Here is a 17,435-nt window from a genome sequence, read left to right as displayed (position 1 = left end):
ACAGGACGCGATCACGATGTCAAACCCTTCCTTCATTTCGTTCTCGGGCGTGAGCAAATCGTACGACGGCGCCCAATACGTCGTCGATGACTTGAACCTCGACGTGCGCAAGGGAGAATTCCTGTCGCTGCTGGGTCCGTCCGGTTCGGGCAAGACGACGACGCTCATGATGCTTGCGGGATTCGAATCGCCCACGCACGGCGAGATACGCCTCGACGGACGGCGGCTCGACGACAAGCCTCCGCATCAGCGCGACATCGGCATGGTGTTTCAGAACTACGCGCTCTTTCCGCATCTGACGATTGCGGAGAACGTCGCGTTTCCGCTCTCCGTGCGGCGCGTGAGCCGCGCCGAGCAGAAGATGCGCGTGAAGCGCGCGCTCGAGATGATCGAACTGCCGCATCTGGCGAACCGGCGTCCCGCGCAGCTCTCCGGCGGACAGCAGCAGCGCGTGGCGCTCGCGCGCGCGCTCGTGTTCGAGCCGAGCGTCGTGCTGATGGATGAGCCGCTCGGCGCGCTCGACAAGCGCCTGCGCGAAACCATGCAATACGAAATCATGCGCCTGCATCGCGAGCTGTCGCTCACGATCGTCTACGTGACGCACGATCAGGCCGAGGCGCTGACGATGTCGGACCGCGTTGCCGTGTTCTCCGATGGCCGTATTCAGCAAGCCGCCACGCCCAGCGAACTCTACGAGAACGCGCAGAACGCCTTCGTCGCAAACTTCGTCGGCGAGAACAACGGGCTGACCGGGCGCGTCGTCAATGCGGGCGAGGACTGGGCGACGCTCGCGCTCTCGGACGGCAGCGTCATTCGTGGCCGTTGCGAACCCGGCCTGCGCGCGGGCGACGAAGCGATGCTCGCGCTGCGCCCCGAACGCGCGCATATCCCGAGCGCCGAAGGCGCGCACGTCGACGAACACAGCAACGTGGTGCGCGCGCGCGTCGACGAACTGGTGTATTGCGGCGATCATCATCGCGTGCACCTCGCGCTCGGTTCGCGCGATTCCTTCGTCGTGAAAGTGCCCAATACGCAGCGCCATGCGCTGCCTTCGCCCGGCAGCGCGATCGAGATCGCATGGCGCCACGACGACTGCAAGATTCTCGCGATGAGCGCGCCGCGCAGCGCGCCCGTGATCCATGCATCCACACCGCTCTCACCTTCCATCATCACGACCGCACCCGCAGGAGCCAATTGACATGCGCACCCTCATCAAAGCACAAAGCGCCGCACTCGCCGTACTCGCCGTACTCGCATTTGCCACCGTGACCACCCAGGCAGCCGAGACGCTCTCCGTCGTGACCTTCGGCGGCGCGTACGAAGCGGCTGCCAGGAAGGCCTATTTCGAACCGTTCACGCAGGCCACCGGCATCGGCTTCTCGACCGAATCGTATGACGGCGGCCTCGCGAAGCTCTCCGCGATGGAGCAGGCGAAGAACACCACGTGGGACCTGATCGACCTCGAAACGAACGATGCGATCACCGCCTGCGATGAAGGCCTGCTCCAGAAGTTAGACAAGAAGACACTCGGCAAGACGAGCGACTTCATCCCCGGCTCGATCGGCGATTGCGCGGTTGCGAGCATGGTCTGGTCCACGGTCTACGCGTACGATACGAGCAAGCTCAAGACCGCGCCGACGACTGTCAACGACTTCTTCGATCTGCAGAAATTCCCCGGCAAGCGTGGTCTGCGCAAGTCGCCGAAGGTGTCGATGGAATGGGCGCTGATCGCCGACGGCGTCGATCCGAAGGACGTCTACAAGGTGCTGGGCACACCCGCGGGCGTGGATCGCGCGTTCAGGAAGCTCGACACCATCAAGAAGAACATCGTGTGGTGGGAGTCGGGCGCGCAGGCGCCGCAGTTGCTCGCGGACGGCGCGGTCGTGATGACGCAGGCCTACAACGGCCGCATCGACGATGCTGCGAAGAAGGACAACAAGCCATTCAAGGCCGTCTGGGACGCGCAGGTCTACGACTTCGAATGGTGGGGCGTTCCGACGGGCGCGAAGCACGCCGACGCCGCCGCGAAATTCATCGTCTCCGCTTCGCAGCCGAAGGCGTATGCGGATTTGTCGAAGTACATCGCCTATGCGCCGCCGCGCAAGGACGCAATCGCGCTTGTCGACAAGCAACGCCTCGCCGATCTGCCGACCGCACCCGAGAACTTCAAGCGCGCCTTGCAGATCAACGCGAACTTCTGGGCCGACAACGCGGACCAGATCAATAAGCGCTTCCAGGTGTGGCTGACGCAGTAACACCATCGTCCGACGAGAGCCCAACTTGACTACCCACATGCCCGCTTCGGCCCGAGCCACGGCCCCGGGCTCTCCGACGAGAGCCGACGGCCGCGCGTCGTTTCAAAAGGCGCGCCGCCGCGCATCGGTGCAGGCGCTTTTGCTCGCGCTGCCGCTGATCGTATTTCTGCTTTCGACGTTCATCGCGCCGATCGCGCTCCTGCTCGCGCGCAGCGTGGAGAACCGCGAAGTGTCCGACAGCATGCCCGCGCTCACGCGCGCGCTCGATGCGTGGGACGGGCACGGCGTGCCGGACGAGCGCACGTTCGCCCTGCTCGCCGCAGGGCTCAGAGAGGCGCAGCAAAACGGACAGCTCGGCACTGTCGCGCGGCGGCTGAACTTCGATCAGGCCGAGTTCCGTAGCCTGCTGATGCGCACCGCGCGCCAGCTGCCCGCCGATGCGCCGCCCGCGTGGAAACCGGCGCTCGTCGAACTCGACGAACGCTGGAATTCGCCGGAGATCTGGCGCTTGCTGAAGCGCGCCGCCACGTCGCCGACGCCGGACTATCTGCTCGCGGCCGTCGATGCGCAAGTGACACCGCAAGGCTCGGTCGCGTTCGTGCCGGACAACGCTTCGGTCTATCGGCAGGCGTTCGTGCGCACGATCTCAATCAGCGCCACGGTCACGCTACTGTGCCTTGTGCTCGGCTATCCGGTCGCATGGCTGCTCGCGAACTTGCCTGCGCAAAGCAGCAACCGCCTGATGCTCTTTGTGATCGTACCGTTCTGGACCTCGCTGCTCGTGCGCACGACCGCGTGGTACGTTTTGCTGCAACCGGGCGGCGTCATCAACAGCCTGCTGATGGGTCTCGGTTTCGCCACACATCCACTGCCGCTCATCTTCAACCGCGCGGGCGTGCTCATCGGCATGACGCATGTGCTCTTGCCCTACATGATTCTCGCGATCTACTCGGTGATGAAAAGCGTATCGCCCGTGTACGTACGGGCCGCGCAATCGCTTGGGGCGCACCCGTTCACCGCGTTCGTGCGGGTCTACATGCCGCAGACGCTGCCGGGCGTGGGGGCGGGCTGCTTCCTTGTGTTCGTGCTCGCGCTCGGCTACTACATCACGCCCGCGCTGCTCGGCGGCGCAGGCGACGAGATGATCAGCCAGCTCATCGCGATACAGACCAATACGCAACTCAACTGGGGCCTCGCCGGTGCGCTCTCGGCATATCTCGTGATCTTCACGGCGATCTTCTATTTCCTGTTCAACCGCATCGTCGGCATCGACCGCTTGCGCTTCGGTTGAGACTCGGTCGAAACACGCGGACACGACGAAGGAACCACATGCAAGATCAACCCAACAAGGTGCTGACGGAACGCATCGCCGCGCGCTGGGTGCGGCTGCATACAGCGCTTGTGCTGTTCTTCCTGATTGCGCCGATTCTCGCGATCATCCCGCTCTCGTTCAATTCGGGCTCGTACTTCTCCTACCCGTTGCAGGGCTTTTCGCTGCGCTGGTATGAGCAGGCGCTCACGAGCGCAGACTGGCAACGATCGCTCCTGAACAGCATCGGCATCGGCGCGGCGTCGACGCTGATCGCCACGTGTCTCGGCACGCTCGCCGCGCTGGGCATTTCGCGCGCGCAGTTTCCGCTGCGCTCGCTGATCATGCCGATCATCATCTCGCCGATGATCGTGCCGATCGTCGTCGTCGCCGCGGGCTTCTATCTGATCTTCGCGCCGCTCGGCCTGGTGAACTCGTATCCCGGCGTGGTGCTGGCGCATGCGGCGCTCGGCACGCCATTCGTCGTGATCACCGTGACGGCGTCGCTGCTTTCGTTCGATCAGAGTCTGTTGCGCGCCGCTTCCGGGCTCGGCGCGACGCCTTGGGTCACATTCAGGCGCGTGACCTTGCCGCTCATCACGCCGGCGGTCGCGACCGGCAGCGTCTTCGCTTTCGCGACCTCGTTCGACGAAGTAATCGTCATTCTGTTCATCGGCGGCCCGGATCAAACAACCGTGCCGCGGCAGATGTGGAGCGGTATTCGCGACTCGATCGACCCGTCGATCCTCGCCGTGGCGACGATGCTGATCGTGTTCGCGGTGCTGCTCTTCGCGAGCATTAACTGGCTGCGCGGCAGCACGGCCGCCGCCAGCAAAGCACTCATCTGACGACGCATCGAGGCCACCTGGGGCCGAGCTTATGTAAGCTTCGATAACAGGAAAGTCGCTGATAGCCCCTGAAAAACAGCAACTTAAAAACCCCGACACTTAGCCCCACGCCCAGGGATATCCCCTACAAATTGCGCCAAATCGCCCGCGAACTAACAAATATGTCCTGATTCGACTGCAGGATGGCGTTTACGCGCGCTATCCGGCGCATTCCGTCGCCAAAGAGCGGTGTTACGCTGAAGAGGCAGCCTGCGCGTTTGTGAGCCGCCTTTTAGCGGCGGGTTCGGCTGCCATGAGACATACCTACGAAGAGCGGCGACTGAACCACCCGAGATCGCCGAAACGTCGCTGTGGGAGCGTCTGCGATGGGACACAAAATAACGATCGGTTTAATGCTGCTGCTGTTGTTGTTAAGCAGTGCTGCCCAGGCGTGGCAGCCGGTGATCTATCCGATTCGAAGTCAGAGCCCGTATCAGCGCAGCATCGACACGGCGATGTGCTACGCCACCGCCAACAAGCAGACGAAAATCAACATCGTCCACGAATCGCAAATTCCGCCGCGCAAACCCCCGCCGACGAAAACCTCGTCGACAGGTATCCCGTCGCGGCCGCCGTTGCCCCCCAGCAGCTTTTCAGCGACCCCTATGGGCCCTATGGGCGCGAGCATGCCTGCTGCCGCGACCGCGCCTGCTGCAAGCGCGCCTGCTGCGACCACGGCAACGAACAAGGCAGCGTCCGCACCGACTGCACCGACTGCGGCATCGTCGACCAGCGCCGGTACCGGCGCCTCGGAGACGGCGGCGGCCAGTGCGCCACAGACGGCCCAAGGGCCCGAGGTGAAGCTGCCACCGCTGCCGGCGCCCGAACCACCGATGACACAGTACTGGGCGGCATATGGGGCATGCATGCAAGCGCGGGGTTACGTCGTGATGCAGTAATCCCCGTTGCAGCCCTGTTGCCGTGCCTTGTTCTGTGCCTTGTTCTTTTTGACCGCGGCGCCGGCAGTCGACGCCCGTTTGCGACATGGCAATGCTTAGCGACATCACTTCCGATCAGCATGATTTCCCCCGATGCGGGCACTGCGGTGCCGCGCTAGCCGGACGCTTCGCGTCCTGCCCTGCGTGCCATGCGCGCCCGATCGATTCGCTCGCCGTGCGCCCGGCACCTGCGTCGTCCACCAAAGTCGCACTGGGCCCGACCCAATCGTTGCTTGCCACGCGGCCGTCGCTGCCGAAGCCCTGGCACGCCTCCTCGAGGGCCGTAAGCGATTCGTTCTATCTGACCTGCGAGCCGGCCATCACCATACCCAGCCATCGAAGGCTGCTCCGGTCGGCAGCCCTTGGCGTGCTGTCTCTCGTGCTGGCATTCGTCGCGTATCTCGGCTTCATCAGACAGAGCAGCGACCTGGACACCAGCGCCCCGGCGGTATCCGGCAGAGTGACGACCCAGAAAGTCAAGCCGCCTGCTGCCACTGCCGCCATTGCACAGCGGCCCGCCGCCGTGCCGCCGCCTGTTGCGGCGCCGCCAGTTCCACGTCGCGCGACAGCGGCAGCGGCGCCGCCCGACGTGAAGCGCACCGCAAGCAGCAAGCCGGACAAACCTCGTGTCGACGTTTCGAAGCACCTCCGAGCCGCGCGCGCCGACCTGCAACAGAGCAATTTGTCGGCGACCAAAGCAAGACTCAAAGCGGCCATCGCCGCGCAGCCGGACAACCTCGACGCGTTACGCATGCGCTCTACGCTGAGCGAGCGCGAACAGCAGCGCGACTCGCTGCTCAGCGTCGCGCGCGGCTGCGAATACATCGCGCAGTGGGCATGCGTCTGGCACAACGCCGGCACCGCGCTGTCAGTCGATTCGAGTAGTGGAGAAGCGAAGCGCCTCGTCGAGCATGCAATGCGGGAGTCGGAACTCGCGAGCGCAGCGCCGGCCGATCCCGCGCCCGCCCCGCCGCACGAGGAAAGCAATCCGGCAATCCATCATTGAGCCGTCATCGATCGATGCGCGGACAGGCAGGACTGCGACCGGCCGCAAAACTAAAACTACTGGGACTACTGAGCCGGCACAGCAAGACACACTTGATGCGCAATCGCCCGGTAGCGGGCGGCGGTATCCCGGAGCGTCAGACCGGCGAGCGAGCGTTGCGCCCGCGCCTGCCCTAATGCGAGAACAATGGCGTCCGCATAGCGCTCTGCATCGTCGGTCTCGACAAGCTGCACGCACGGGAATCCGTTCGCGAATGCAAACGACGGAATCTTGCTGGCCACGATCGGGATGCCTGACGCCAGCGCTTCAAGAAACGCCACACTGTGCGCCTCGGAGCGCGACGGCATGACGAAAACGCTCGACTCCGACAGCACGGTCGCGACATCGGTGCGCGGTCCGGCAACCACGGCGCAGTGCGCGAGTCCCAACTGGTCCACCAGGTCGATGACCGCACGCTGATAGTCGGGATCTTCAACCACACCGTACAACGTCAGGCGCGCGTCTTTCACCTGCTTGAGCACCTCGCTGAACGCGCGCACCGTCAGAAGCTGATTCTTCACCGACGCGTACCTGCCGATCTGCACGATCTGCGGCGCGCGGCCGCTACGCTCCACACCGTCGGTGAACGCGAACCGTGCGAGGTCCACGCCATTGGGAACGACGATCATCGACGGATGCGGACCGATTGCCTGAGCGTAGTCCGTCACGCCTTGCTGCGACACACCGATCACGGCCCGGGCGCGTCCCGAGAGGATGTGTTCGACGCGCCGGAACAGCGGGCGCTCGAAGTCGTTGGTCGCCGAATGCATCACATAGACGACTGGGACGCGAAGCGGCAACGCGCGGGCGTAAAACGACGGAATCGTGGCGTGCGCGAAAATCACGTCCGGGCGGAAGCGGCGCACCGCGAAGAACAGATTCCACAGCTTGCGGGCGGCGCGATGGCGCCGCCGCGGAAACCAGCACAGCACACCGTGATCCTGGAGTTCGTCCTGCAGCGGCATGAATTCGGCATGCGACGGCAACAGCGATGCCACGCAAACCGCCGTGCCGTCGGCGCGCTGATCGATGGCGAGATCCTTCGCGAGAACTTCGGCGCCGGACAGGCGTGGTGCCAGAACCAGATGAAAGACGCGCATCATGAAGTCCTTGCAGTCAGCGTTCGAAACAGCATCCATGCCGCGGCGCAGCCAAGGCCGAGTGTCATCGACCACGCGATGCCCGTGACACCCCACCAGTGCGTCGCAAGCGGCGCGCTGACTAGCAGCACGACGACCTGAATCGCCGAGGCATGCACCGTCGCCTTCGCGTCACCCACCGCGCGCAGATACGCGACAAGCACCGCAATCAACGCGCCGATCGCCATGTTGATCACCAGAATTCTGAACAGCGGCACCGCGGGCAACCACGCCGCCCCGAGAATCAGGGAGAACAGCGGTTGCGCAATCAGCCTCAGCGCTTCGACGAATCCCGCCAGCCCCAACGCGATCACCAGCAGATAGATCTTGATCAGCCGTGACGCGGCGCGCGGGTTCCTGCGATGATGCGCTGCAAACGTGGGAAACAGATATTGCGACATGGCGATCGCCGCGTCGGCCAGCAGCATCTGAGCGAGTCTCGACGACATTTGATAGCTGCCCAGTTGCGCCGGGCCGAGCAGCTTGCCGACGACCACCTTGTCGAACTGATTCAACAGCAGGTTGATGACACTGCTTGCCCAGATCCACCGGCTAAAGCCCACGTATTGACCGATGCCCGACCACACCGCGCGCACCGGCGGGCGCGGCGTCATCGTCAGCCAGGTCAGCGTGCTTTTCAGCGTTTCGCCGGCGACCAGACCGAGCAGCACCGAGGCCGCGCCGGCGCCAAAGTACGCGAGGCCAAGCCCAACCGAGCAATCGACAAATGCCGCCGCCACCTCGACGCCGGCGATATGCTGGAAGCGCCGCTCGCGCTGCACGACAAAATAAGCAGGCGACGCGAGGCCCCGCAACAACGGCAGCGCCGCGGCAAGCTGCAGCAACACGAGTGATCCGTCGAGGTGAAACTGACTGCCCAGCAACGGCGCCAGCGCGAGCAACAGCAGCGAGATCAGCACACCGCGCGCTGTCAGGGTCGTCCACACCGCGCCGAGTTGCGAACGCGTCGGCGGATGTTCACCTTGAATGACCGCTTGCGCGAGGCCGGTGTCCGACAACGCTTCGGCTATCGCTACCGCAAGCAATGCCACGCTCACGCTGCCGATCGCCGCGGGTCCGAGCATGCGGCCAATCGCAAGAAACTTGATCGCCACCAGTCCGCGCACGACGAACTGTTGCAACAGTACCCAAGTCGCCGCGCTCGCACCGAAGCTGGCCGCTATCGAGAACGCCGGAAGCCTGATCGCCCGCAAGCTATTTCTCCGTCGAATCGGCACGCCGTTGACTCGGCTACGCAACGACTCAACGGAATCGCTGCGTTATGCCGCCGGCGCATAATTAGTGAGGTGCACCAGCAAGCTGGCGACGCTTTCATCGAACTCTATGCACGACCTTACCGCGAGAGAATCGGCGACAACCGCCATCAGCTAGGCCGGTTCAGCCGAAGCTATTGCGTTGTAGTACGTTTACCCACAGAACAGGTCAAATTGACGGGTTCACTCACGCCCGCGGTGCTAACGTTGTTCTTCTAGCGGCGCGGGAGATTCGCCGTCCTGGTGCCTTTTCCGCAACGCACATGCCAACCGACGCGATGGAACAAGACTACGTCCTGATAGTGGAGCCCAATCTCACCGGCCATCGCTGGCGTTATGTCGAGTGGACCATGCAGGCCTGTGCGGAAGCCGGGTATCCGTGCATCCTCGCGACCGAATGCGCCAACGAAGATCATCGGCTTCCCAGACAGATCGTCGCCGCCAACCGGCCTGACATGGAAATCGCGTTTGTCGATCCCGAGGAGCGGCCGCGCGGCCTGCTGCGCGACCCCAACGAATACTGGCGATTTCACCGCTATTTCAAGCGCGTGCATAAGGTGGTCAGCCGCGCGCAACCGATCAGGCTGGTGGTCGTTCCCTACGTCGATTATTTTCTCTATGCGCTGCCGTTTCTCGGTTCGCCATTCCGCAAGACGCCGTGGATCGGCATCACGATGCGCTCGACCTTTCATCATCACAAGGTCGGCATCAAAGCGCCGGATCGTCCATTGGTCAATGCGATCAAGGCGCAACTCTTCAAACGCGCAATCAGAACGGAGGGCTTGCGCACGTTGCTCACCATCGATCCCACGCTGCCGGAATGGGCAGCGCACCGCGCATCGAGGGCAAGCGCGGCCGTCGCCTATGTCGCGGATCCCTTTCCGGACGAGCGGGCGGAAAACCCCGTTCTCGCCCGCGAACGGCTCGGACTGGACCCCACGCAGCGCTACCTGCTGGTGTACGGCGCCATTACCGAGCGCAAAGGCATCTACGAACTCGTCGAAGCGTTAGCGCGTCTGGACAATGCACCCACGCTGATCGTCGCCGGTGAGCAGGACGCCGGCACGCGCCATTTCATGCGCAATCATGTCCGCAGCCTCACACCCGCGCCGCTGATACTCGACTCGTTCATCGCCAACGACATCGAGCGCGACCTGTTCTCCGCCTGCGACGCGGTCTGGCTGGGCTACAAGGGACACTACGGGATGAGTGGTGTGCTCGTGCAGGCGTACCGCTTCGGCAAGCCGGTGATTGCGACGGAAGACGGGCTGATCGGCTGGTTCAGCCGGCGCTGTGAACTGGGGCCGATATTGAGCGACCTGAGCTCGGCATCGATAGGCAAGGCCATCACCGAGATCGCGACCTCGTGGCCGCATGCGCCCGAGGCCGTCCCGTCCGCCCGCGAAGATCTGCTGTCCCGGCATACGCTCGGGCAGTTCAAGCAGACCTTGCTTCAGCAGATGGCCTGATCCGGCCAACCCATATCCGCACACCACACGCCGGCGCGATCAGCCGGCCGGTTCGCCGCCCGCTCCCGGCTCGGTAGCGCGCCGCGCGGCAAGCACCGCGATGCGCGGATCGGCAGCAGGCTCGACTGTCGCCGTCGAACTGGCTCCCTCGGTGACCGGCCGCACAGGCCGCGCAGGCCGTTGCCGCCGGGGTGGCTGGTCACCGGCGGCAAGCACCTGTTCGCGCACCGCGCTGCTGCGCTTTTCCGGAAAGAGTGCGTTGCGCATGAGTAGAAACGGAAACTCGATCGCGCGCGTTGTCACGTAACCGATCAGGATGGCAAACGCGAACTGTGCGGCAAGCGCGACAATCCACGTCAGGCTCGGCGCCAGGCCGAGCGCGGTTGCTTTGCGAATCAGCATATCGCCGGGCGCGAGCGCGAGCGAATGCCATAGATAAATGCCGTAAGAATAAAGGCCGATCCAGGCAACCGCACGATAGACCATCGACGAGCGCAGCGATCCGGAATGCTCGAGCACCAGCACGAGCAAGGCGGCGAAACCGAGCGCCTGAATCGTATAGCCGATGCTTTCGTCCAGCGCCAGATTTCTCGTCGCGAACGCGAGCCACGCGCACAGCACCGCGACGATCGCGACCAGCATCCATTTGCGTTTTGCGAACTGCTGATAGACGCCCGGTCTCATCCAGTAGATCGCGGACAGAATCACGCCGACCAGCAGACTGTCGATCCGGTATTGCGTGTACGCGAAGGCGCCTTGCAGGTCGCCACCCGCGACAGCGAAGCAGCGCGCGGTGAGCACCACCGCGCAGATAGCGGAAAGCACGCCGACGATGGTCCACACCCCCAGACGCCAGCGGGCGAACAGCAACAGCAGCGCCGGCAGGACCAGGTAAAAGTGTTCTTCGACCGCGAGGCTCCAGGTTTGGGTAATTGAGGTACCCAGATAGTTCTGAAGATGGGTCAGGTTCTGCCATAGAAACGTATTCCACGGATGGCGGCCAGCCAGCAGATGGAAAACGATCAGTACGTAATACGCGGGCCAGATGCGAAAAATACGCCGGATGATAAAACGCTTTGCGTCGACGTGGCCTTTTTCGGCGTACTGCCTGAGCAGGAGGCCGCCCACCAGAAAACCGCTCAGCGTGAAGAACAGATTCACGCCTTCACGTCCAAAATTTTTCAGTGGGTACTCAATAATCTGGAGTAGAAAATTGTTGGTATGAACAGTGTGGAAGTGAAACCCCATCACCGCGATAATCGCGATACCGCGGACGAAATCGAGCTCGACTGCCCTGCCGGCTCTTGCGGGTCCCGCCCCGCCGAATAATTTCATGTTGTTCTCCCTGTCGCCACCCGCGGGCCGATGTCCCTTTTTGCATCTTCGGTGGCGCAACGCGCGCGTGCGCGCCAACTTCAAGGCATTGCCCGACAACCTGACGGCGATCCGGGGCGTCTTGCAACAGTCCACCTTTCCTCTGTCGCCAGAACCCAGGCAATCGGCGACGAAACGGGTAGGCGTAATTGGCAAGCGAGGATATTCCCCCACAATGACTTGAAGCGAGACCGTCTGGTATAGACCAACGGCGCCGGGGAGGATCAACAATGCGCCATCAGTATGCGACGCCGTGGATATGGATTTTTCTGTTACCGCTAGCGCTGGACTACAAAGCGACCGACGCGAACACGGGCCATTTCGCCCAGTTTGTGTTCGTCCTCCCGGTGCTTGCCGCCGGGCTGGCTCTGGCGCTGATTGCACCACGCTTTCACGAACGCTCACGCCTGCGCTGGTTCGTCACCGCTAGCGTGATGCTGTGCGCGTTCGGCAGCATTGTCGCCCAGCTGATGCAGGACAACGACACCGGCAACTATCTGCGGGTATTGCTGCCGTTCCTGCTGTTCCTGCTGGGCTACATCGTGGCCTGCCATCCGTGGAGCGAATACAGAATCTCGCAGTTCGAGAAAGCCCTGTTCGTTGCCAACACCATCAGCCTCGTTTTCACCTGCGTCTATGGCGTGGCGACGGCAGGCGGTCTTGAGGAAGTCCGTTACCGGATCATCTCCGTCACGCTGCTGGGACTGCAAGGCGTGCTGCTGCACGAATTCGTCGTCGCCAAACGCTTTTCCTTTTTTACCGTCTCCGTATTCGCCTTCAGCGTGATCGTCGAATTGCTGAGCGTCACACGCAGCTTGCTGGTCGGCACGGTATTGCTGTTCCTGATCGCCATGGGACTGTGCGCGCCGACCATTCAGCAGATCTGGCGCGCGATGGCGCGCAGCCTGATCGCATGCGCGGTGATCGCCGGCGTGGCAGGCGTGGCGGTATTGAGCTTTCCAACCGTCACCCAGCACTGGACGCAGCGTATTTTTGCGTCGGAGGTAACCCCCTCCGGCAAGGATCCGACCACGATCACGCGCCTCGCCGAAATGCGCGATCAGTACGACCAGGTGACCGAGTCGCCCGAGACGCTGTTATTCGGCACAGGCTTCGGGCACTACTATCGCTACTCCCCCGCCTACCTGCCGGATCTCGCCGGTCAGATCAGCGAGAAGGACTTCTATGCGATCAGGGAATGGGCCGCCGGTCATAATTTCTGGGTGTATCAGTTGTTCGCGGGCGGGCTGCTGTTCGGCATCGGCATGCCTGTTGCGGTACTGATCGCGCTGGCGATGTGTTTCCTCTCCTATCGTCACTGGCGTGCAGCCGTGCCGGGCGCGCCGATGCTTCCCGTACTCGGGCGAGCCATCATGCTGTTTGCGGCGCTGCCGGCTACGTCGATAGGCGGCAATCCGCTCGGACCGCGTTTCTCGGGACTGGTGTTCGGCATCGCGCTCGGCCTGATGATCGCCACGCATGCGCGGCTGCAACGCGCACTTCCGGCCCGGCCGAAGCGCTTTCGCACGCCGCCGCGCGTGCGCCTGGCGACCACCCTGCCGGAGTTGCCGGGCAGGATCCAGCCCGGCACGGGCCGCGCGGATCTTGCGACGACCTTGGGTATCTCACGCCCGGCAAGCACCGCGACTGGGTCCGGCCGCTTCGGACCGCTCGCGGCCGGTACACCGTCGACGCGCAGCGTCAACCGATCGAATCTCGTCCGATGAAAATTCTCCACCTGCTCGCAAGCGTCGATCCACGTGCCGGCGGCCCCGTAGAAGGCGTGCGCCGCAGCGGCATAGCGATGCAAGAAGCCGGACACCATATCGAAGTGGCCACCTGCGATGCGCCGGGCGACGCGTACCTCGCGGCCTTTCCGTTTCCGGTCCACGCCTTTGGCCCCGTTCCCAGCCGCTACAGTTACAGTGCACGGCTCGCGCCCTGGCTCGACGCCAACGCGCGCCGCTTCGACGCGGTCATCGTCCATGGCTTATGGCAATACCACGGCCTCGCCGCGTGGAAGACACTCCGAAGAAGCGAGGTGCCTTACTACGTGTACGTTCACGGCATGCTCGATCCGTGGTTCAAACAGGCGTATCCGCTCAAGCACCTCAAGAAGTGGTTGTATTGGCCGTGGGCCGAATACCGTGTACTGCGCGACGCACGCGCCGTCATCTTCACGACGGAAGAAGAGCGCACGCGCGCCCGGCAATCTTTCTGGCTATATCGGGCCAATGAACGGATTGTGCCGTTCGGCACGACCGTGCCGCCGCTCGATGCCGAGTCTGTACGTGAAGCGTTCCTGCAAGCCGTGCCAGGTTTGCGCGGCAAACGCATCGTGCTGTTTCTCGGACGCGTGCACGCCAAGAAAGGCTGCGATCTGCTGATTGATGCATTCGCGCGCATCGCCGGCCGCGATCCGGCATTGCACCTCGTCGTCGCGGGACCGGACGAGACCGGCTGGGTCGCGCATCTGCGCGCGCAGGCACAAGCGGCCGGCGTCGCACACCGCGTCAGCCTGCCGGGCATGCTGCAAGGCGATCTCAAGTGGGGCGCGTTTCACGCGAGCGACGTGTTCGTTCTGCCGTCGCACCAGGAGAACTTCGGCGTAGCGGTTGCCGAAGCGCTCGGCTGCGGGCTGCCGGCGCTGATCTCCGATAAGGTCAACGTCTGGCGTGAGATCGAAGCGGATGGCGCGGGGCTGGTTGCCGCCGACACCGTCGAGGGCACCGAACAGAATCTGGTGCGCTGGTACGAACTCGACGACGCGGCCCGCGCGAACATGCGCGCGCAGGCACGCCGCACCTTCCATGCGCGCTTTCGGGTCGAAACCATGGTCGGCTCGTTGACGGCGCTGCTTGAAACCCAAGGCAGCGTCGACGCGCGCGAGCACACGCTCACCGCTCTGCGAGAAGCGGCTCAGCATAGCCAGTGACGGGATGCGCGTTGCACCCCGTCGCCGGCTGGCCGGGTCATTGCTCCTTCCGGGTTACTGTTCCTTCATCAATGGCGTCAACGTAGCGGCTGCGATCGGCAGGTCGTCGATTTGAGCCTGGGTCTGAATCGTCATCGGGGAACTGTTGGCAGCGTCGGCTCTGGTGCTGCCCACCATGTCCGGCATATCGAGTTGCCGGATGAGATGCCCGGCTAAGCGCAGCGAAAGCGCGGCAATCGTGATGGTCGGGAAATTGGCGCCGACCGTCGGAAAGACCGAGCTGCCGGCCACATAAAGATTGCCTATCCCGTGCACCTTGCAATCGCGGTCGACCACGCCTTCGCGTGGCGAATCGTGCATGCGCGTCGTGCCCATGTGGTGCCACGTTCCTTCCAGCTTCCCGGGCCACGGCCGGCCTTCGAGCGGCGCGTCGAGTTCGACGTCCGCGATCCCGGCCATCTGCAACTCCTGCGCAAGCAACGCGAAGGTTCTGTCGAACGTGCGCTGAACCTGCTCGCCTAGCCGCCATGCCACTTTGACGCGCGGCATGCCGAGCCGGTCGCGTTGATCGGACAAGGTGACGCGGCTGTCACGATTGGGTTCCGCTTCGACGATTGCCTGCAGGGTCACGCCGGTGACCAGCGCCGGCCACTGATACAGCCGCGTCAAGCCGTATCCCACGGTATCGAGCGGATGCGAGGCCATCGTGATGAGATCGGCCTTCAGGCTGCGGCCCGGCTGGTCCTTGGACAACAGCGCTTCCTTACAGTGGATCAGCGCCTCGGACCCTTTGCTGCCTTCGCCGTAAAAGCGCGAATAGAGCCATACGCGCGAATTGAGCAATTTCTCGCGCTCCATCAGCTCCTGCTTCGGCGCGAACTGCGAGGAGATCTTCGTACCGTGCGCGGAGACCGCGGCATTCTGGTAGTGATACTTGATGTCGTACAGTTTGTTGCGCGCGAACCCAGGGCGGAAACGCACTTTCCCACACATCATCCGCGGATGATCCATGAAGAAGCGGCCCACCAGATCGTTGCGATTGCCAAGCCCGGCTGCCTCGACATTGTTCGACGCAAGCAGCATGCGCGCGTTCTCGATGCCACCGGTCGCCAGCACGAAAATCTTGCTCATCACCGACATCCTGCGACCGCTGAGCGTCGCCACCTGAACCCGCGAAATGGTCGACACGTGGGCGTCGGCATCGATGTTCAGGACATTCGCGTACAGGAACACGCGCACGTGCGACGAACGGGACAGCTCGTCGCGATACAGCTTGCCGAAGCGCACAGGCGGGCTGAACTGCGCCACCGTATCGCGCATATCGCCCGTCGCGAGCGGAATGCGGCGCACGTCATGGCGCCCGATCTCGCGCTCCCAGTAAGCGGGGTCGAAATTTTGCGGACCGAGCTTCAGCAACTCATGCGTGCGCGCGTAATACGGCGCCAGTTCGTCGAGGCCGAACGGCCAGCCGCTGTGCGGTATCCAGTCCCGTTTCTCGAAGTCCCACGGATCCAGCGGGCGGCACCATCCGCCCCAGCAATTGCTGCTGCCGCCGAAGTAGCGGCTGCGGGACCCGTCCGCAAATGAATAGGGAAGACCGGCGTTCTCGCCGCGATAGAGGTCGCGCGTTTCGTCGTCAGGGCCGAAGCCGCCGCTTTCGAGCATGCAGGTATCGATCCCCGCCCTCGCCATCTCGCGCGCGAGCGTAATGCCGGCGACCCCGCCGCCGATGATGCAGACTGCCGTCTCGATGACCGTGTTTTGTTCGACATTGCGAGTATCGATAAACATCCCTGCTCCCCATCTTTCTTCATGCAGTTCTGGAGTGCGTCAATCCAGTTGCTCATCCAGCCGGGCTGGCGAGCAACCACGCACACGCCGTTTCCGACCACCTCATCGGCGCCACAGCGGGCATCGACCGGCAATCGTCAATCGACAATCCCATTGCAGCCGCCGACATCCCGGCGGGAAACGACCAAGGCCTCCTCAGCGTATTGACGCTGCGGTTCTATATCTGTGCTTTAAGCCACGGAATCGAAGCGATTCCTGATGAAGCGGCATGGATTGCCGCCATACACGCCCTCCGGCTCGAGCGAGCGATGCACGACGGACAAAGGCGTCACCACGGCAGAACGGCCGATCGTCACGCCCATCTGCACGACACACTTCGACGTAATCCAGACACCGTCCTCGATGACGATGGGCGCGACGCGCAGATCCATCGTGGTGCTCATGTCGTGAGATCCGGCGCTCAGAAACGTACCTTGGGAGATGCAGACGTTCGAGCCGATACGGATCATCGCCTGGTTGTAGATCCAGACATCGACGCCGAACCAGCAGTTGTTGCCCACCTCGAGATTCCACGGCGCTTTCACGCGCAGCGGATGCACGAAGCGGCAACCCGTGCCGATCTTCGCGCCGAACAGGCGCAACAGCGCAACGCGGATAAATGAAAGAGGCAGCAGTTTGTTGTTGATCACACAGGCTTCAACGACAAACCATATGAGTTCGATCAGCGCGCCGCGCTTCGCGCGGTAGTTGCCCTTTCCAGCGAGACTCAGATCGATGACGCGGCCATGCTCACGCGTGCCGCTCACGGCCGGCGCATCGGGTGCGTCGGGTGCGTCCGGCAGGCGGCCGATCTGCGGATCGTCGGCAACGTTACCCATCAGCTTTCTCCTGACCACGAGCGGTAGTAAACATACCCATGCGTACCGCGCGTGGTCCCATTATGTGGCGGCTCTCCGCGGCACTTTGCTCTATGGCCGTACAGGGAAGCGTTTTGGCGGCTACGTGCGTGCTGGTTGGCG

At 63.3% G+C, this 17,435-nt stretch carries 14 protein-coding genes; 9 read left to right on the top strand and 5 right to left on the bottom strand.

The annotated features are described in order from the left end of the window. The first annotated feature begins 16 nt into the window (after positions 1 to 16). The 6 genes from AC3WOG_RS03350 to AC3WOG_RS03325 all read left to right on the top strand — a co-directional run bounded on the left by AC3WOG_RS03350 (position 17) and on the right by AC3WOG_RS03325 (position 6,395). The gene (locus AC3WOG_RS03350; RefSeq protein ID WP_492576662.1) at positions 17 to 1,198 is read left to right on the top strand and encodes an ABC transporter ATP-binding protein; all 1,182 of its coding nucleotides are present in this window, start codon (positions 17 to 19) and stop codon (positions 1,196 to 1,198) included. Between the two features lies 1 nt (position 1,199). Continuing rightward, positions 1,200 to 2,255, top strand: coding sequence for an ABC transporter substrate-binding protein (locus AC3WOG_RS03345; protein WP_492576661.1), 1,056 nt, complete (start codon positions 1,200 to 1,202; stop codon positions 2,253 to 2,255). 37 nt (positions 2,256 to 2,292) lie between these two features. Next, positions 2,293 to 3,546: an ABC transporter permease gene (locus AC3WOG_RS03340; RefSeq protein WP_492579705.1), complete on the top strand. Its 1,254-nt coding sequence runs from the start codon at positions 2,293 to 2,295 to the stop codon at positions 3,544 to 3,546. 38 nt (positions 3,547 to 3,584) lie between these two features. Further along, positions 3,585 to 4,412, top strand: coding sequence for an ABC transporter permease (locus tag AC3WOG_RS03335; RefSeq protein WP_492576660.1), 828 nt, complete (start codon positions 3,585 to 3,587; stop codon positions 4,410 to 4,412). A 365-nt stretch (positions 4,413 to 4,777) separates the two neighbouring features. Next, positions 4,778 to 5,350: a hypothetical protein gene (locus AC3WOG_RS03330; RefSeq protein ID WP_492576659.1), complete on the top strand. Its 573-nt coding sequence runs from the start codon at positions 4,778 to 4,780 to the stop codon at positions 5,348 to 5,350. Between the two features lie 85 nt (positions 5,351 to 5,435). Next, a complete protein-coding gene (locus AC3WOG_RS03325; protein WP_492576658.1) occupies positions 5,436 to 6,395 on the top strand; it encodes a hypothetical protein in 960 nt (319 codons plus the stop codon). A gap of 65 nt (positions 6,396 to 6,460) precedes the next feature. Here the strand turns inward: AC3WOG_RS03325 and AC3WOG_RS03320 are convergent, their stop codons facing one another. Together AC3WOG_RS03320 and AC3WOG_RS03315 are read right to left on the bottom strand one after the other, a co-directional pair. After that, on the bottom strand, positions 6,461 to 7,534 hold the full coding sequence (locus tag AC3WOG_RS03320; RefSeq protein WP_492579704.1) for a glycosyltransferase: 1,074 nt from the start codon (positions 7,532 to 7,534) through the stop codon (positions 6,461 to 6,463). Continuing rightward, positions 7,534 to 8,787 carry an oligosaccharide flippase family protein gene (locus AC3WOG_RS03315; protein WP_492576657.1) on the bottom strand — a complete coding sequence of 418 codons (1,254 nt, stop codon included), beginning with the start codon at positions 8,785 to 8,787 and terminating at the stop codon, positions 7,534 to 7,536. Before AC3WOG_RS03315 ends, AC3WOG_RS03320 begins: the two co-directional genes overlap by 1 nt. 323 nt (positions 8,788 to 9,110) lie before the next feature. Between AC3WOG_RS03315 and AC3WOG_RS03310 the strand changes: the two genes are divergently transcribed. Then, the gene (locus AC3WOG_RS03310) at positions 9,111 to 10,316 is read left to right on the top strand and encodes a glycosyltransferase (protein ID WP_492576656.1); all 1,206 of its coding nucleotides are present in this window, start codon (positions 9,111 to 9,113) and stop codon (positions 10,314 to 10,316) included. Between the two features lie 39 nt (positions 10,317 to 10,355). Here the strand turns inward: AC3WOG_RS03310 and AC3WOG_RS03305 are convergent, their stop codons facing one another. After that, positions 10,356 to 11,651: an acyltransferase family protein gene (locus tag AC3WOG_RS03305; protein ID WP_492576655.1), complete on the bottom strand. Its 1,296-nt coding sequence runs from the start codon at positions 11,649 to 11,651 to the stop codon at positions 10,356 to 10,358. Between the two features lie 269 nt (positions 11,652 to 11,920). Here AC3WOG_RS03305 and AC3WOG_RS03300 point away from each other — a divergent pair, with 269 nt between their 5' ends. Together AC3WOG_RS03300 and AC3WOG_RS03295 are read left to right on the top strand one after the other, a co-directional pair. After that, positions 11,921 to 13,417: an O-antigen ligase family protein gene (locus tag AC3WOG_RS03300; RefSeq protein ID WP_492576654.1), complete on the top strand. Its 1,497-nt coding sequence runs from the start codon at positions 11,921 to 11,923 to the stop codon at positions 13,415 to 13,417. Beyond that, positions 13,414 to 14,625 carry a glycosyltransferase gene (locus tag AC3WOG_RS03295; protein WP_492576653.1) on the top strand — a complete coding sequence of 404 codons (1,212 nt, stop codon included), beginning with the start codon at positions 13,414 to 13,416 and terminating at the stop codon, positions 14,623 to 14,625. Before AC3WOG_RS03300 ends, AC3WOG_RS03295 begins: the two co-directional genes overlap by 4 nt. Before the next feature lie 54 nt (positions 14,626 to 14,679). Here AC3WOG_RS03295 and AC3WOG_RS03290 read toward each other — a convergent pair whose 3' ends face one another. Both AC3WOG_RS03290 and AC3WOG_RS03285 read right to left on the bottom strand, forming a co-directional pair. Then, positions 14,680 to 16,416, bottom strand: coding sequence for an FAD-dependent oxidoreductase (locus tag AC3WOG_RS03290; RefSeq protein WP_492576652.1), 1,737 nt, complete (start codon positions 16,414 to 16,416; stop codon positions 14,680 to 14,682). A gap of 230 nt (positions 16,417 to 16,646) precedes the next feature. Then, the gene (locus tag AC3WOG_RS03285) at positions 16,647 to 17,294 is read right to left on the bottom strand and encodes an LbetaH domain-containing protein (RefSeq protein WP_492576651.1); all 648 of its coding nucleotides are present in this window, start codon (positions 17,292 to 17,294) and stop codon (positions 16,647 to 16,649) included. Between the last annotated feature and the right edge of the window lie 141 nt (positions 17,295 to 17,435).

The organism is Paraburkholderia sp. FW306-02-B (genome assembly GCF_058782725.1).
The sequence above is the reverse complement of the archived record's forward strand: the minus strand, read 5'-3'. Positions and strand labels throughout refer to the sequence as shown.

Excerpts from the sequence above, each read along its gene's own strand:
- AC3WOG_RS03320 (WP_492579704.1), bottom strand. The coding sequence starts at position 7,534 with ATGCGCGTCTTTCATCTGGTTCTGGCACCACGCCTGTCCGGCGCCGAA.
- AC3WOG_RS03310 (WP_492576656.1), top strand. The coding sequence starts at position 9,111 with ATGCCAACCGACGCGATGGAACAAGACTACGTCCTGATAGTGGAGCCC.
- AC3WOG_RS03295 (WP_492576653.1), top strand. The coding sequence starts at position 13,414 with ATGAAAATTCTCCACCTGCTCGCAAGCGTCGATCCACGTGCCGGCGGC.
- AC3WOG_RS03350 (WP_492576662.1), top strand. The coding sequence starts at position 17 with ATGTCAAACCCTTCCTTCATTTCGTTCTCGGGCGTGAGCAAATCGTAC.
- AC3WOG_RS03300 (WP_492576654.1), top strand. The coding sequence starts at position 11,921 with ATGCGCCATCAGTATGCGACGCCGTGGATATGGATTTTTCTGTTACCG.
- AC3WOG_RS03330 (WP_492576659.1), top strand. The coding sequence starts at position 4,778 with ATGGGACACAAAATAACGATCGGTTTAATGCTGCTGCTGTTGTTGTTA.
- AC3WOG_RS03290 (WP_492576652.1), bottom strand. The coding sequence starts at position 16,416 with ATGTTTATCGATACTCGCAATGTCGAACAAAACACGGTCATCGAGACG.
- AC3WOG_RS03285 (WP_492576651.1), bottom strand. The coding sequence starts at position 17,294 with ATGGGTAACGTTGCCGACGATCCGCAGATCGGCCGCCTGCCGGACGCA.
- AC3WOG_RS03325 (WP_492576658.1), top strand. The coding sequence starts at position 5,436 with ATGGCAATGCTTAGCGACATCACTTCCGATCAGCATGATTTCCCCCGA.
- AC3WOG_RS03345 (WP_492576661.1), top strand. The coding sequence starts at position 1,200 with ATGCGCACCCTCATCAAAGCACAAAGCGCCGCACTCGCCGTACTCGCC.
- AC3WOG_RS03305 (WP_492576655.1), bottom strand. The coding sequence starts at position 11,651 with ATGAAATTATTCGGCGGGGCGGGACCCGCAAGAGCCGGCAGGGCAGTC.
- AC3WOG_RS03340 (WP_492579705.1), top strand. The coding sequence starts at position 2,293 with ATGCCCGCTTCGGCCCGAGCCACGGCCCCGGGCTCTCCGACGAGAGCC.
- AC3WOG_RS03335 (WP_492576660.1), top strand. The coding sequence starts at position 3,585 with ATGCAAGATCAACCCAACAAGGTGCTGACGGAACGCATCGCCGCGCGC.